This window comes from Pseudomonas sp. FP453 (assembly GCF_030687495.1).
In the GTDB taxonomy this organism is placed as follows: domain Bacteria; phylum Pseudomonadota; class Gammaproteobacteria; order Pseudomonadales; family Pseudomonadaceae; genus Aquipseudomonas.
Window position 1 is genome coordinate 4,431,287 of record NZ_CP117435.1, and the last position, 13,308, is coordinate 4,444,594.

13 protein-coding genes, 1 pseudogene and 1 riboswitch are annotated in these 13,308 nt (G+C 64.7%); of the genes and pseudogenes, 1 reads left to right on the forward strand and 13 read right to left on the reverse strand.

The window, feature by feature from the left end; translation table 11 throughout:
• Positions 1 to 49 precede the first annotated feature (49 nt).
• From PSH87_RS20050 to cobO, 12 genes and pseudogenes are all read right to left on the reverse strand, one after another.
• Positions 50 to 1,249, reverse strand: coding sequence for an MFS transporter (locus tag PSH87_RS20050; protein WP_177325305.1), 1,200 nt, complete (start codon positions 1,247 to 1,249; stop codon positions 50 to 52).
• 63 nt (positions 1,250 to 1,312) lie between these two features.
• Complete coding sequence (locus tag PSH87_RS20055) at positions 1,313 to 1,717, reverse strand: MarR family winged helix-turn-helix transcriptional regulator (protein WP_305430815.1); 405 nt, start codon at positions 1,715 to 1,717, stop codon at positions 1,313 to 1,315.
• 42 nt (positions 1,718 to 1,759) lie between these two features.
• The gene (locus PSH87_RS20060; protein ID WP_305430817.1) at positions 1,760 to 2,488 is read right to left on the reverse strand and encodes an adenosylcobinamide-GDP ribazoletransferase; all 729 of its coding nucleotides are present in this window, start codon (positions 2,486 to 2,488) and stop codon (positions 1,760 to 1,762) included.
• A 2-nt stretch (positions 2,489 to 2,490) separates the two neighbouring features.
• Complete coding sequence (cobC, locus tag PSH87_RS20065) at positions 2,491 to 3,066, reverse strand: alpha-ribazole phosphatase family protein (RefSeq protein WP_305430818.1); 576 nt, start codon at positions 3,064 to 3,066, stop codon at positions 2,491 to 2,493.
• A complete protein-coding gene (cobT, locus tag PSH87_RS20070) occupies positions 3,063 to 4,118 on the reverse strand; it encodes a nicotinate-nucleotide--dimethylbenzimidazole phosphoribosyltransferase (protein WP_305430819.1) in 1,056 nt (351 codons plus the stop codon). Before cobT ends, cobC begins: the two co-directional genes overlap by 4 nt.
• Positions 4,115 to 4,636, reverse strand: a complete 522-nt coding sequence (cobU, locus tag PSH87_RS20075; RefSeq protein ID WP_305430820.1) for a bifunctional adenosylcobinamide kinase/adenosylcobinamide-phosphate guanylyltransferase — start codon at positions 4,634 to 4,636, stop codon at positions 4,115 to 4,117. The genes cobT and cobU overlap by 4 nt, the downstream gene beginning before the upstream one ends.
• 157 nt (positions 4,637 to 4,793) lie before the next feature.
• Positions 4,794 to 6,245: a cobyric acid synthase gene (locus tag PSH87_RS20080; protein ID WP_305430821.1), complete on the reverse strand. Its 1,452-nt coding sequence runs from the start codon at positions 6,243 to 6,245 to the stop codon at positions 4,794 to 4,796.
• Complete coding sequence (gene cobD, locus PSH87_RS20085; protein WP_305430823.1) at positions 6,242 to 7,231, reverse strand: threonine-phosphate decarboxylase CobD; 990 nt, start codon at positions 7,229 to 7,231, stop codon at positions 6,242 to 6,244. Before cobD ends, PSH87_RS20080 begins: the two co-directional genes overlap by 4 nt.
• Positions 7,224 to 8,133 (reverse strand): annotated as a pseudogene (gene cbiB / locus PSH87_RS20090) (adenosylcobinamide-phosphate synthase CbiB). The gene cobD and the pseudogene cbiB overlap by 8 nt, the downstream one beginning before the upstream one ends.
• Positions 8,130 to 8,780, reverse strand: coding sequence for a 5,6-dimethylbenzimidazole synthase (gene bluB / locus PSH87_RS20095; RefSeq protein WP_017734637.1), 651 nt, complete (start codon positions 8,778 to 8,780; stop codon positions 8,130 to 8,132). Before bluB ends, cbiB begins: the two are co-directional and overlap by 4 nt.
• Complete coding sequence (locus tag PSH87_RS20100) at positions 8,777 to 10,213, reverse strand: cobyrinate a,c-diamide synthase (RefSeq protein WP_305430825.1); 1,437 nt, start codon at positions 10,211 to 10,213, stop codon at positions 8,777 to 8,779. The genes bluB and PSH87_RS20100 overlap by 4 nt, the downstream gene beginning before the upstream one ends.
• On the reverse strand, positions 10,210 to 10,821 hold the full coding sequence (cobO, locus tag PSH87_RS20105; RefSeq protein ID WP_017734635.1) for a cob(I)yrinic acid a,c-diamide adenosyltransferase: 612 nt from the start codon (positions 10,819 to 10,821) through the stop codon (positions 10,210 to 10,212). The genes PSH87_RS20100 and cobO overlap by 4 nt, the downstream gene beginning before the upstream one ends.
• A 78-nt stretch (positions 10,822 to 10,899) precedes the next feature.
• A riboswitch (cobalamin riboswitch) is annotated at positions 10,900 to 11,136 on the reverse strand.
• Between the two features lie 99 nt (positions 11,137 to 11,235).
• Here cobO and PSH87_RS20110 point away from each other — a divergent pair.
• The gene (locus PSH87_RS20110) at positions 11,236 to 12,549 is read left to right on the forward strand and encodes a sorbosone dehydrogenase family protein (protein WP_017734634.1); all 1,314 of its coding nucleotides are present in this window, start codon (positions 11,236 to 11,238) and stop codon (positions 12,547 to 12,549) included.
• A 134-nt stretch (positions 12,550 to 12,683) separates the two neighbouring features.
• Here PSH87_RS20110 and PSH87_RS20115 read toward each other — a convergent pair whose 3' ends face one another.
• Entirely contained in the window at positions 12,684 to 13,220 is a 537-nt protein-coding gene (locus PSH87_RS20115) for a C40 family peptidase (RefSeq protein WP_017734633.1), read from the reverse strand.
• Positions 13,221 to 13,308: the final 88 nt, after the last annotated feature.

The following is a 13,308-nucleotide window of genomic DNA, read 5'->3' on the forward strand; positions in this document are numbered from 1 at the left end:
ACCATCAGGATCAAACCCGCCGCGATCAACAACCCGCGTACCGCTATGCTCATGCCGCCTCCATCTGCGCCTGCAAACGTGCCACCGGCCGCTCGCGCACGGGCCAGTTCAGGGCCGCCGCCAGCAGGCTCAAGAGAATCGCGCCCTGCCAGATCAAATCGTAGTTACCGGTTCGATCATAGACCACCCCGCCCAGCCATCCGCCCAGGAAGGAGCCGATCTGATGGAACAGGAACACAATCCCGCCGAGCATCGACAGGTTTCGTACACCAAATAAGGTCGCCACCGTGCCGTTGGTCAGCGGCACGGTGGACAGCCACAACAACCCCATCGCCATGCCGAACAGGTAGGCACTGACCTGCGTCACCGGTGCCCACAGGAACAACACGATCACCACCGCACGCAACAGGTACAACGCCGTCAACAAGCGCGGCTTGGACATGCGCCCGCCGAGCCAGCCGGCGGTGTAGGTGCCGATGATATTGAACAGGCCAATCAACGCCAGCACGGTGGTGCCGGTGGTCGCCGGCAAGTGCTGATCCACCAGGTAAGCCGGCAGGTGTACACCGATAAACACCACCTGGAAACCGCAGACGAAAAAGCCGAACGCCAGCAGCCAGAACCCGGAGTGGGAGCAGGCTTCTTTCAACGCTTCACGCAGGGTTTGCTGGCCGGCCATCACCGGCAGCGGCTTGTCCTTGAGCATGCCGACCAGCGGCAAGATCAACGCGACCATCAGGCCCAACGCCAGCAAGGCGGCGGACCAGCCCAACCAACTGATCAAACCCAAGGTGCCCGGCACCATGGCGAACTGGCCAAACGAACCGGCGGCGCTTGCAATGCCCATGGCCATGCTGCGTTTTTCCGGCGCTACGGCACGGCCCACCACGCCGAGAATCACCGAGAACGACGTTCCGGACAGGCCGATACCGATCAACAAGCCAGCACTAAGGGACAACGACCACGCCGAATCAGACAAGCCCATCAGCACCAGGCCCACGGCGTAGAGCACCCCGCCGACAAACACCACTTTGGTCGCGCCAAAACGGTCGGCCAACGCACCAGCAAACGGCTGCGCCAGGCCCCACACCAGGTTCTGCAAGGCAATCGCCAGGGCAAATGTGCCGCGGCCCCAGCCGAATTCGGCGCTCATCGGCGCCAGGAACAGGCCGAAGCCGTGCCGTACGCCCAAGGACAACGCCAGGATCAGCGCACTCCCTAAAAGGATCCAACCACTGGTGCGCCACATCGAGGTCATTTCTTATTCTCCGCTCGCGGGTATATACCCGCTTGTATTCGAACAAACCCGCCGTCAGGCGAGTTCGTCCAGCAAGGCCAACAAGGTTTCGCGTTTTTCCGCGCCGAGTCGATCGATCAGTTTCTGCTGTGCTGCTTCCCAGGCCGGTAACGCGGCGGCCAATCGTTCCTCACCTGCTTCGGTCAACAACACGAGACGGTTGCGCAGGTCATCGCCTTCCACCAACTGCACCAGGCCTTCGCCTTCCAACACCCGCAGGTTGCGCCCCAGGGTGCTGCGGTCCAGGCCCATGGCTTCGGCCAGGCTGGAAATGCTGGGTTGGTCGAGACGTTGCAGGTTGCACAGCAAGGAATACTGGGCAACGTTGATCCCGAAGCCGTCGAGAGCGCCGTCGTAGTGCCTGCTGACGCCACGAGCGGCGCGACGCAGGTTGGTGCATAAACATTGGGAGGCAAGCATGGAACGTGTATATACCCGCGATTAAGAGAATGCAAGAAAGTGTTACAGCGCCAAGCCGACCAACACCGCGACTTCCAGCAGTTCCAGCAAGGCACCGGCGGTATCGCCCGTGGTGCCGCCCAGGCGTTTGACCATCAGGTGGCGCAAGCCGACAAAGCACAGTGCCGAGAGCAGCACCGCAATGCCGCCGCTGAAACCGCCGATCAGCAGGCACGCGAGGCCGCTGAGGATCAGCACCTGTTGGCCGACAACTCGGGGTAAATGATCCGACAATGCCTGCCCCAATCCACCTGCGCGCACGTAGCGCGTGGTCAGAAACAGCGCCAGCATCGACGCCCGGCCGATCAATGGCGCGAGGATCAGCGCAGCAGCGTTGTGTTGTTCGATCAACGCCACCAGCGCGGTGAACTTGAGCAGCAGCACCAAGCCCAGGGTGACCACGGCAATCGGTCCGCTGCGCGGGTCCTTCATGATGGTGAGGGTGCGCTCGCGGTCGCCAAAGCCGCCGAGCCAGGCGTCGGCGCTGTCGGCCAGGCCGTCCAGGTGCAGGCCACCACTGAGCAGCACCCAGGCCGTCAACAGCAGCGCGGCGTGCAACAGCAAAGGCGCGCCCAGCAACAGCGCATTCAAACCCCACAGCAGCCCACCGAACAGCAAGCCGACCAGCGGATAAAACAGCAACGAGCGCCCCAATTCCTGCGGCTGCGGCATACCCGGCAGGCGAATCGGCAAGCTGCTGAGAAATTGCAGGGCGATCCAGAACGGCAGCATCGTCAGACTCCTTCCTTCAACACGCCGTCAGCCGCGACGTGCAGGCTGAACAGGGCGCCGTGGCCGACTTCGACATTCAGCAGCTGCTCCCGGGGCAACCCGCGCGCCCGCGCCAGCAGCAGGCGCATGACGCCGCCATGGCTGACCAACAACACGCGCTCACCGGCATAGGCCTGATGCAAGCGTGCGACGGCGCCAAGCACACGGTCGGAAAAGTCGCTGACCGCCTCGCCCTGAGGCGGGGTGAAGCTGTAGGGATCGGCCCAGAACAAGCCGAGCGCTTCGGCGTCGGTCTCCATCAGTGCAGCCGCGCTCTGCCCTTCCCAAGCGCCAAAATGCAGCTCTTGCAGATCCTTCTCCAGGCTCACCGGCACCGCAAGCTGCGTACCCAACTCGTCGGCAAACCGCGCACAACGCTGCAACGGCGAGCTGACCACACGATCCCACGGCCCCTGCGCCACCACGGCGGCGCGCATCTGCGCCCAGCCCTTGGCAGTCAGCGCGTCGTCCAGGCTGCCGCGCAGGCCGCCGCCCAGCTCGGTTTCGCCGTGGCGCAGCAGGTCCAGATGCAAGGTCATGCCGGGCGATCTGCCACGGCAGCTTCGGCGAACGTCGCCATCTGGCCATGCAGGGCACAGGCCAGGCGCAACAGTGGCACCGCCAGCGCCGCGCCACTGCCTTCGCCCAGGCGCAAGCCAAGCTCCAGCAACGGTTGCGCGTCGAGGCTTTGCAGCACATGGCGATGACCCGGCTCGGCGCCCCGATGGCCAAACACCAGCCATTCGCGGCTTGCCGGGTTCAGGCGCGTGGCCACCAACGCGGCGACGGTGCAGATAAACCCATCCACCAACACCACGATGCCGGCCTGGGCGCAGGCCAGGTAGGCGCCGACCAGCGCGGCAATTTCAAAACCGCCCAGGTTGAACAGGGTTTGCAGCGCATCACCCCGCTGCCCGGCATGCAACGCCAGTGCGCGTTCGATCACGGCCACCTTGTGGCTGACGCCCTCGGTATTCAGCCCGGTGCCCGGACCGGTCAGGTCGCTGACCTGGCAATCGAGCAACGCACACGCCAACGCACTGGCGGCGGTGGTGTTGCCGATGCCCATCTCGCCGCCGATAAACAATTGCGCCCCGCCTTGCAACGCACGCAAGGCACTGTCGCGACCGGCTTGCAGGGCCAGGCGCCCCTGAGCTTCAGTCATCGCCGGGCCGTTGACGAAGTTGGCGGTGCCCGCGCCGATATTCAGGTGACGCACCCCAGGCAAGTCCAGCGTCGGCGTCACGGTGCCCAGATCGACCACTTCCAATTGCGCGTTCAACTGCCGCGCCAACACGCTGATCGCTGCGCCACCGCTGACAAAGTTATGCAGCATCTGCCCGGTCACTTCCTGCGGGAACGCCGACACGCCCTCTGCCACCACACCGTGGTCGCCAGCAAAGATTGCAATCCACAGTTGCTCCACCGAGGGTTTGACCTGGCCTTGCAAACCCGCCAACTGCACCGCCAACGCCTCCAACTGGCCGAGGGAACCGGCCGGCTTGGTCAGTTGCTGCTGGCGTGCCAGGGCCTGTTCGTACGCATTTGCGTCAATTGCCTTACAAGGGTTGAGCCACCAGGTGTCAGTCATAACGCAGGTCCTTTCAAAGTCAGGGGCAGGCCGGCGACCGTCAGGACAACACGCTGACAACGCTCGGCCAAGGCTTGATGCAGCCAACCGGCTTCATCCACATAGCGGCGAGTCAATTCGCCCAGCGGCACGACACCCATTCCGGTCTCGTTGCTGACAAAAATGATTTCACCCGGCAGCGTGGCCAGGGTTTCCAGCAGTTGATCGCGCTCGCAGGCCAAGTGCTGCGGGTCTTCGAGCATCAGCAGGTTGGTCAGCCACAGGGTCAGGCAGTCCACTAGCAGGCAGACGTCGGCGGCGGCGTTTTCCCGCAGCACGCGAGCCAGTTCGATGGGCTCTTCGATCAGGCCCCAGTGCTCGGGGCGGCGCTGGCGATGCAGGGCCACACGCTCGTTCATCTCGCCGTCCAGGGGTTGGCTGGTGGCGATATAGATGACCGGCAGCGCGCTGTCGCTGGCGAGCTTTTCGGCGAGGCGGCTCTTGCCGGAACGGGCGCCGCCGAGGATCAGTTGCAGCATAAAGTCATACCTTTATTCACGACCGGAGACTCAAGCCAAACTCGGTCAACTGTGGGAGCTGGCTTGCCTGCGATGCAGGCACCGCGGTGTCTCAGTTGATCCCGGTTGATGCCATCGCAGGCAAGCCAGCTCCCACAAGGGGACCGTGTGCGCACCGTCAGATCCCGCATAGCTTGCGCAGCAATTCGGTATCCAGATGGTTCTCCACCAAGTCCGCCAAGCGCTCGATATCACGCTCGCGCAGCGCGTGGTAATCCACCTCCTGCACATCCTGCAACCCTGCCCAGCGCAGCAAGGCGCCGCACGCTGCCGGCGTCTCGAACAAGCCATGCAGGTAAGTGCCGAGGATTTGTCCGTCCGCACTTTGCGCACCGTCACGGCGGCCGTCGTCCAGCATGACAGCGGCAAGCGACAGGGCATTCCCGGTGGTCACGCCAGCGTGGATCTCATAACCACTGACCTCGGCATCTTCCAGCAGCAACCGCCCACGCACATTGCGCAGCTGTTTCTCTTCCTCCAGCGTCGTGCTGAAGGCCAACAAGCCCAGGCCATCACTGGAACCTGCCGGCCCTTCCAAACCGAGCGGGTCGTGCACCTGTTCGCCCAGCATCTGCAAACCACCGCAAATCCCCAGCACCTTGCCGCCATAGCGCAAGTGCCGCGCCAAGGCGCTGTCCCAGCCATTGGCACGCAGGTAGGCCAGGTCGCTGCGCACGCTTTTCGAGCCGGGCAGGATGATCAGGTCGGCCGACGGAATCGGCTGGCCTGGGCCGACGAACTGCAAATCCACCTGGGGATGCAGGCGCAGCGGGTCGAAATCCGTGTGGTTACTGATGCGCGGCAACACCGGCACCACCACTTTCAGCACCTGGGCGGCCTTGTCGATCTGGCGGCGGTCGATGCCGTCTTCAGCCTCAAGGTGCAGGTCCATCACGTAGGGCAGCACGCCCACCACCGGTTTGCCGGTGCGCGCCTCCAGCCAATCCAGGCCGGGCTGTAGCAGCGCAATATCGCCGCGAAAACGGTTGATGATGAAGCCTTTGACCCGCGCCTGCTCAGTCGGCGACAGCAATTCCAGGGTGCCGACCAGATGGGCAAACACGCCGCCGCGATTGATATCGGCGATCAGCAGCACCGGGCAATCCACCGCTTCGGCGAAGCCCATGTTGGCGATGTCATTGGCGCGCAGGTTGATCTCCGCCGGAGAGCCTGCGCCTTCGACCATCACCACTGGGTAGGCTTGGCTCAAGCGTGCGTGTGAGGCCAGTACCGCCTGCATGGCGATGGCTTTGTAGTCGTGATAGGCCACGGCATTCATGCTGGTCACGGCGCGACCGTGGATGATGACCTGGGAGCCGGTGTCGCTGTTGGGCTTGAGCAGCACCGGGTTCATGTCGGTGTGCGGTGCAAGGTTGGCGGCCTGGGCCTGCACGGCCTGGGCGCGGCCGATTTCGCCGCCTTCGGCGGTCACGGCGCTGTTGAGGGCCATGTTCTGCGGCTTGAACGGCGCCACGGCCACGCCCTGGCGTATCAGCCAGCGGCAGAGTGCGGTCACCAGCGTGCTTTTGCCGGCATCGGAGGTGGTGCCTTGCACCATCAGCGTACTCATGAAGCGTCCTTGTAGGCGATCAGTGCTGCGTCGAGGCGCTGCCAGTCGGCCTCGGTGTCGGGCAGGCCAAAGCGCAGGCTGCTGTCATGCACAAACAGGCGCAGCAGGATGCCGCGCTGGGCCATGAATTCGTGCAGGCGCTCGGCGTGCGGGGTAATCAGCCATTGGAACAAGGCGCAACCGCCCTGGGGTTGCAAGCCGTGGCGCTCAAGCACGGCAAACAGCCGCTCGCCGGCGTCGACGCAGCGCTTGCGCTGGCGCGCGTGCCCGGCCACGTCGAGCAGGCATTCCTGGCCGAGCACGCGGGTCGGCCCGCTGACCGCCCACGGCCCGACCTGTTCGGCGAGCAGCTTGAGCAACTTGCGCTCGGCCAGCACGAAGCCCAGGCGTACTCCGGCGAGGCCGAAGAACTTGCCGAACGAGCGCAGTACGATCAGCCCGACCTGGTGGGCCTGGCTGGCCAGGCTCAGGTGCGGGGTGATGTCCATGAACGCTTCATCCACCACCAACCAGCCGCCGCGTTGCGCCAGGCGCGCGTGCCAATCCAGCAGGCGCTCCGGGGTCAGGCTCAGGCCGGTGGGGTTGTTCGGGTTGACCACCACCAACACGTCGAGGCCGTCGAGGAAGAAATCGACTTCCTGCTCCAGCACTTCGCGCACCACATAACCGGCGCGGCGCCAGGCTTCGGCGTGTTCGGCATAGCACGGCGACAGCACGCCGACCTTGCCCGCCCGGCGCAAGCGCGGCAGCAACTGGATCGCGGCCTGGGAACCGGGCACCGGCAATACATGCGCGGCGCCGTAGTACTCGCTGGCGGCGCGTTCCAGGCCGTCGTCGGTCTCGGGCAAGCGCGCCCAGGCGCGCAGCGGAATCTCCGGGATCGGCCAGGGCCACGGCGCAAGGCCGCTGGACAGATCGAGCCAGTCGGCCTCGGCAATCCCGTACTGAATCGCCGCCTTGCGCAGCCGGCCACCGTGTTCAAGCATAGAATTGCGCCCCCGCGCAGAGAATCAGCAGCCACAACCAGACGCCGCGCTGCACCAGCTGCCAGCCGCGGTCGATGGAATCCGCATCCGCTGCCGGGCCTTCGCCAAGCTGCGGACGCTGGTGGACTTCGCCGTGATAGATCGCGGCACCGCCCAGTTCGACACCCAGGGCGCCCGCCCCCGCCGCCATCACCGGGCCAGCGTTGGGGCTGTCCCAGGTCGGGCCCTGGGTGCGCCAGCACTGCAGCGCCAGGCGGGTTTTGCCCAGCAGCGCGTAGGTCAGTGCCACCAGGCGCGCAGGAATATAGTTGAGCACGTCGTCGATCTTGGCCGCGGCCCAGCCGAAACGCTCGAAGCGTTCGTTGCGATAGCCCCACATGGCATCCAGGGTGTTGCTCAGGCGATAAAGCACCACGCCCGGCACGCCGGCCACCACAAACCAGAACAGTGCGGCGAACACCGCATCGCTGCCGTTCTCCAGCACCGATTCGGTGGCCGGCGCGGGCCACTTCGGTTCGGTCCAGCTCGCTGGTCTGCCGGCTCACCAGGTAACTCACGCGTTGGCGCGCTTCGTCCAGGTCGTCGCTGCGCAGGGCCTGGGCCACCGGGATCACGTGTTCGCCCAGGCTGCGCATGCCAAGGGCGCAGTACAGCGCGAGGATCTCCAGGACCCAGCCGATATACGGCGCCCACGACAACGCGGTGGCCAGCACGGTCAGCGGCACCACGGCGATAAACCACGCGGTCACGCCATGGCTGCGCCAGCCACGGCCACCGGTGTTGAAACGTTGCTCGATGCGCCCGGCGAAATTGCCGAACGCCACCAGCGGATGCCAGCGCTTGGGCTCGCCCAGCAGCGCATCCAGCGCGACGGCGGCGACACACAGCAAGGCCACACTCATTGACTCACTCCCCACACATTTTCATACAACATGTCACTCAGCGGCCGTGGTTCGGTCCAGCCTTCGAGTTGCAACATCGGTGCCGGATAGAACTCGGCCACCGGGCCCAGGCACAGCACGGCCAGGGGTTTGGCGCCGGAGGGCAGGCCCAGCAGATCGGCCAGGGCCTGGGGCTCGAACAGCGAGACCCAGCCCATGCCCAGCCCTTCGACGCGGGCGGCCAGCCACAGGTTCTGGATCGCGCAGGACAGCGAGGCCATGTCCATTTCCGGCAAGGTGCGGCGGCCGAAGATGTGGCGTTCGCGGTCATCCATCAAGGCTGCCACCAGGACTTCGGCGCAATCGTGGATGCCTTCGACCTTGAGCTTCATGAAGTCGTCGGAGCGTTCGCCCAACGCTTCGGCGGTGCGGATGCGTTCTTCTTCCACCAGTTGCTGAATTTGCCCACGCAGGTGGCGGTCGCTGATGCGGATGAAGCGCCAGGGTTGCATCAGGCCGACACTGGGCGCCTGGTGGGCGGCCTGGAGCAGGCGGTGCAGCAGTTCGGGGGCCACCGTGCCGCCGGTGAAGTGGCGCATGTCGCGGCGTTCGGCGATGGCGCGGTAGACGGCGTCGCGGTCGGCTTGGGGGAAGGCGTTGTCGGTCATGGCCCTATCGCGGGCAAGCCCGCTCCCACATTTGGATCTGCGAACACTGTCGAGGTGGGGGCTGGCTTGCCTCCCTTATTTGGATCGGCGGACGCGGTCGATGTGGGAGCTGGCTTGCCTGCGATGGCGCCCTCCCGGTCTGGCGCAAACAATGCAGCCACCGCCGCCGGATTCGACGGAAAGTAAAAGTGCACGTAGGAAGCCGTCATCCGCCCCTGTCGGTAAACCGCCTCGGCACCCCGCCCGCCATTGGGGCTCACGCCACGGGCAATCGGCGTGCAGTCGGTGCTGGTCAGGGAGTGGTGATAGGTATGCCCACGCAGTACACCTTCCGGCAACTCGACATTTTGCAGGGCCAGGGCGGCCAATTTCTTCTGCATCACCGCATCACCCTGCAGCAGACCGAGCAGTTCAGCGCGATTGCCATCCACATCAGTCAGCGAGTCCAGCAGGTACAACATGCCGCCGCACTCGGCGAGCAACGGTTTGCCGGCGGCGTGGTGGGCGCGGATTGCGTCGAGCATCGCGGTGTTTTCCGACAACGCCTGGTGATGCAATTCCGGGTAGCCGCCCGGCAGATAGAGACTGTCTACGTCAGGCAATTCACGATCATGGATCGGCGAGAAGAAGTGCAACTCGGCGCCCATCGCCCGCAACAGGTCGAGGCTGGCGCCGTAGGTAAAGGCGAAGGCTTCGTCGCGGGCCACGGCGATGCGCACACCGTCGAGCAGCGGCTCGGCGGCGATCACTTCCGGCGCAGCGAAGGTCACTGGCGGCGGCAAGGCGACTTCGCAGCTGCTGCCCAAGGCTTGGGCGGCGGCGTCGAGGCGTACGTCGAGGTCATTCAGTTCGCTGGCTTGCACCAGGCCCAGGTGACGGCTTGGCAATTCGATGCCGGTCTCGCGGGACAAGGCGCCGTACCAGCGCAGGCCTTCGGTGAGGCTGCCTTCGAGCAGTTGCGCATGGCGCAGGGTGCCGACGCGGTTGGCCAGCACGCCGGCGAACGGCAGGTCCGGCTGATAACGCGCCAGGCCCAGGGCCAATGCGCCAAACGTCTGGGCCATGGCGGTGCCGTCGATCACGCCGAGTACCGGCACGCCGAAGTGGCGGGCCAGGTCAGCGCTGGACGGAGTGCCGTCGAACAGGCCCATGACGCCTTCGATGAGGATCAGGTCGGCCTCGCCAGCAGCTTCCCACAACAGGCGGCGACTTTCCTGCTCGCCCACCATCCACATGTCCAACTGATACACCGGCGCACCGCTGGCGCGCTCGTGGATCATCGGGTCGAGAAAGTCCGGCCCGCATTTGAACACGCGCACCTTGCGCCCCAGGTTGCGGTGCAAACGGGCGAGCGCAGCGGTGACGGTGGTTTTGCCCTGGCCGGACGCCGGTGCGGCGATCAATACGGCCGGGCAATGACGGGGCTGATTCAAAGTTCGACGCCCTTCTGTGCCTTGATACCGGCCTGGAACGCGTGCTTGAGCATGCCCATTTCGGTGACGGTGTCGCCCATTTCAATCAGCTCAGGCTTGGCGCCACGGCCGGTGACCACCACGTGCTGCATCGGCGGGCGCGCTTGCAGGTCGCTGAGCACTTGGTCGAGGTCGAGGTAGCCGTGCTTGAGGGCAATATTCAGTTCATCGAGGACGACAAGGCCAATGGACGGGTCTTGCAGCAGTTCGCGGGAAACTTCCCACGCGGCTTCGGCGGCGGCGATGTCGCGCTGGCGGTCCTGGGTTTCCCAGGTGAAGCCTTCGCCCATGACGTGGAAGCGCACTTGCTCGGGGAAACGGCGGAAGAACAGCTCTTCGCCGGTGCTGTTACGCCCCTTGATGAACTGCACCACACCGCACTGCATACCGTGGCCCATGGCGCGGGCGAGCATGCCGAACGCGGAACTGCTTTTGCCTTTGCCGTTGCCGGTCAGCACCAGCAGCAGGCCGCACTCGTTGGGGGAATTGGCGATGCGCTCGTCGATCACGGCTTTTTTGCGCAGCATGCGCGCCAGGTGGCGTTCGTCGCGGTCGGGGGAATCGGTCATGGCAGCTCTCCGTTGGGGCTGGACAAAAACGGCGGGCAGGAAAAAGAAAAAACAGACAGCCAAGCATCGCCCACCGTGATGCTGTTGGATGTTGCAGGCCGGTCTCCGGGCTCATGAGTGGCGCGCTTGCCGACACTGCGCCTTCCCATATCGCGGGGCGATACAGTGGCAAAAGCAGGGTCTTGACTCATTTACCGTTGCGGGGGCAGCGCCGGAATTGCGGCAACACTGTGGACAAGTGCGCTCGCTCACCGGCTTCCCTGTTTCACTCCGTCGACCCATGGGTCACAGAGCACCTGGAACAAGTCGCGAAGGGTAGAGGGTTGGGGGTGGAGCGTCAATTAAAGCCGGCTGCGCACTTGAACCATCGGACCGCCGCGCGCCTCTACCCTTACAGGTATCCAGGAGAAAAACATGCACAAGACCCGACTTGCCCTACTGATCATGTGCGCAGGCGCCCTCGTCGCCTGCGGTGAAAGTTCGACCCTGCAAGTGTCTGACGGCACCGGGCCTTCCCCCAAGCTCCCGGAGCCGAACAAGACCCTGATCCCCACGGTCAACATCGCGCCGGCCATCGGCTGGCCTGAGGGCGCGAAACCCACCGCGGCTGCCGGGACTCAGGTGGCGGCGTTTGCCGAAGGACTGGACCACCCGCGCTGGCTGTATGTGCTACCCAATGGCGACGTGCTGGTGGCAGAAACCAATGCGCCGCCCAAACCCGATGATTCAAAGGGCATTCGCGGCTGGGTGATGGAAAAGGTCATGGGCCGAGCCGGTGCTGGCGTGCCTAGCCCGAACCGCATCACGCTGCTGCGCGACGCCGACCACGATGGCATCGCCGAGACCCGCACGGTGTTTCTGGCCAATCTCAATTCGCCGTTCGGCATGGCCCTGGTGGGCAATGACCTGTATGTAGCCGACTCGGACAAGCTGCTGCGCTTCCCCTACCAGCCGGGTGAAACCACGATCAAGGACGCCGGGACCAAGGTCGTCGACCTCCCCGGCGGCAGCATCAACCACCACTGGACCAAAAACGTGGTGGCGAGCAAGGACGGCAGCAAGCTGTATGTGAGCGTTGGCTCCAACAGCAACGTCGGTGAAAACGGCCTGCAGGCAGAAGAAGGCCGGGCGGCGATCTGGGAAGTGGACCGCGCCAGCGGCCAGCACCGCATCTTCGCCTCGGGCCTGCGCAACCCCAACGGCATGGCCTGGGAACCGCAAAGCGGCAAGCTGTGGACGGCGGTGAACGAACGCGATGAGATCGGCAGCGACCTGGTGCCGGACTACATCACCTCGGTGCAGGATGGCGCCTTCTATGGCTGGCCATTCAGCTACTACGGGCAGCATGTGGATGTGCGGGTCAACCCGCAAAACCTCGACCTGGTGGCCAAGGCGATTGCGCCGGACTACGCCGTGGGCCCACACACCGCCTCGCTGGGCCTGACGTTTGCCGAGGGCAGCAAACTGCCAGCGCCGTTCACTGATGGCGCTTTCATCGGCCAGCATGGCTCGTGGAACCGCAAGCCCCACAGTGGCTACAAGGTGATCTTCGTGCCGTTCGAGGCTGGCCAGCCCAAGGGGCAGCCGGTGGATGTGCTGACCGGGTTCCTCGACAAGGACGAGAAAGCCATGGGCCGGCCGGTGGGTGTGGTGGTTGATCAGCAAGGCGGGGTGTTGGTGGCGGATGATGTGGGGAATAAGGTGTGGCGGGTGTCGGCGGCTAAGTAGGTAGGCTTCAGACCAACACAAATCCAATGTGGGAGCGGGCTTGCCCGCGATGAGGGAGTGTCAGTCAACTGATGCATGACTGACACACCGCAATCGCGGGCAAGCCCGCTCCCACAGTTAGCTCTGCATTCAATTCAGGGATTACGCGCCAGATTCCCTGGCAACACGCGCTTGGCACTCAGATAAGCATTCTGCCAATACGCCTTGGACAAGGTGTCCAGCTTCACCGTACCGCCGGTTTGCGGCGCGTGTACGAAGCGGCCCTCGCCCACGTAGATCCCGGCATGGCTGACCTGCGAACCGCCGCCTGTAGCGAAGAACAACAGATCACCGGTTTGCAGGTTCTGCTCACTGACATCCTGCGCCCGCATCACGATCAGTTCACGGGTAGTACGCGGCAAGGAGATGCCGGCGGCGTCGCGAAACACAAAGCCGATCAGGCCGCTGCAATCAAAGCCCGAATCCGGCGTGTTGCCGCCCCAACGATAAGGCGTGCCGACCAGGCCCAGCGCGCGAAAGAGCACGTCTTCGGCAGCCGGCGAGAAATTCTGGGTGGCGTAGTTGAACACCGGCTTGGGCTTCACCGCGACGGGTGCAGGCGGTGGACGGCTGGCGCAGGCGCTGAGCAGCGCGGCGCAGACAATGAGGATCAGGCGGGCCGAGGTCGACATGTGCAGAACAATCCTGGTCTGGATGCGGCTTTCGCTGCCGAACGCTGAAAACCAGAACGCGCAAGCAAGCTCGCGCGTACGGATTACA

Bases quoted from the DNA above. Each gene is read 5' to 3' on its own strand.
- PSH87_RS20050 (WP_177325305.1), bottom strand. From the start codon at position 1,249: ATGTGGCGCACCAGTGGTTGGATCCTTTTAGGGAGTGCGCTGATCCTG.
- PSH87_RS20055 (WP_305430815.1), bottom strand. From the start codon at position 1,717: ATGCTTGCCTCCCAATGTTTATGCACCAACCTGCGTCGCGCCGCTCGT.
- PSH87_RS20060 (WP_305430817.1), bottom strand. From the start codon at position 2,488: ATGCTGCCGTTCTGGATCGCCCTGCAATTTCTCAGCAGCTTGCCGATT.
- cobC (WP_305430818.1), bottom strand. From the start codon at position 3,066: ATGACCTTGCATCTGGACCTGCTGCGCCACGGCGAAACCGAGCTGGGC.
- cobT (WP_305430819.1), bottom strand. From the start codon at position 4,118: ATGACTGACACCTGGTGGCTCAACCCTTGTAAGGCAATTGACGCAAAT.
- cobU (WP_305430820.1), bottom strand. From the start codon at position 4,636: ATGCTGCAACTGATCCTCGGCGGCGCCCGTTCCGGCAAGAGCCGCCTC.
- PSH87_RS20080 (WP_305430821.1), bottom strand. From the start codon at position 6,245: ATGAGTACGCTGATGGTGCAAGGCACCACCTCCGATGCCGGCAAAAGC.
- cobD (WP_305430823.1), bottom strand. From the start codon at position 7,231: ATGCTTGAACACGGTGGCCGGCTGCGCAAGGCGGCGATTCAGTACGGG.
- bluB (WP_017734637.1), bottom strand. From the start codon at position 8,780: ATGACCGACAACGCCTTCCCCCAAGCCGACCGCGACGCCGTCTACCGC.
- cobO (WP_017734635.1), bottom strand. From the start codon at position 10,821: ATGACCGATTCCCCCGACCGCGACGAACGCCACCTGGCGCGCATGCTG.
- PSH87_RS20110 (WP_017734634.1), top strand. From the start codon at position 11,236: ATGCACAAGACCCGACTTGCCCTACTGATCATGTGCGCAGGCGCCCTC.
- PSH87_RS20115 (WP_017734633.1), bottom strand. From the start codon at position 13,220: ATGTCGACCTCGGCCCGCCTGATCCTCATTGTCTGCGCCGCGCTGCTC.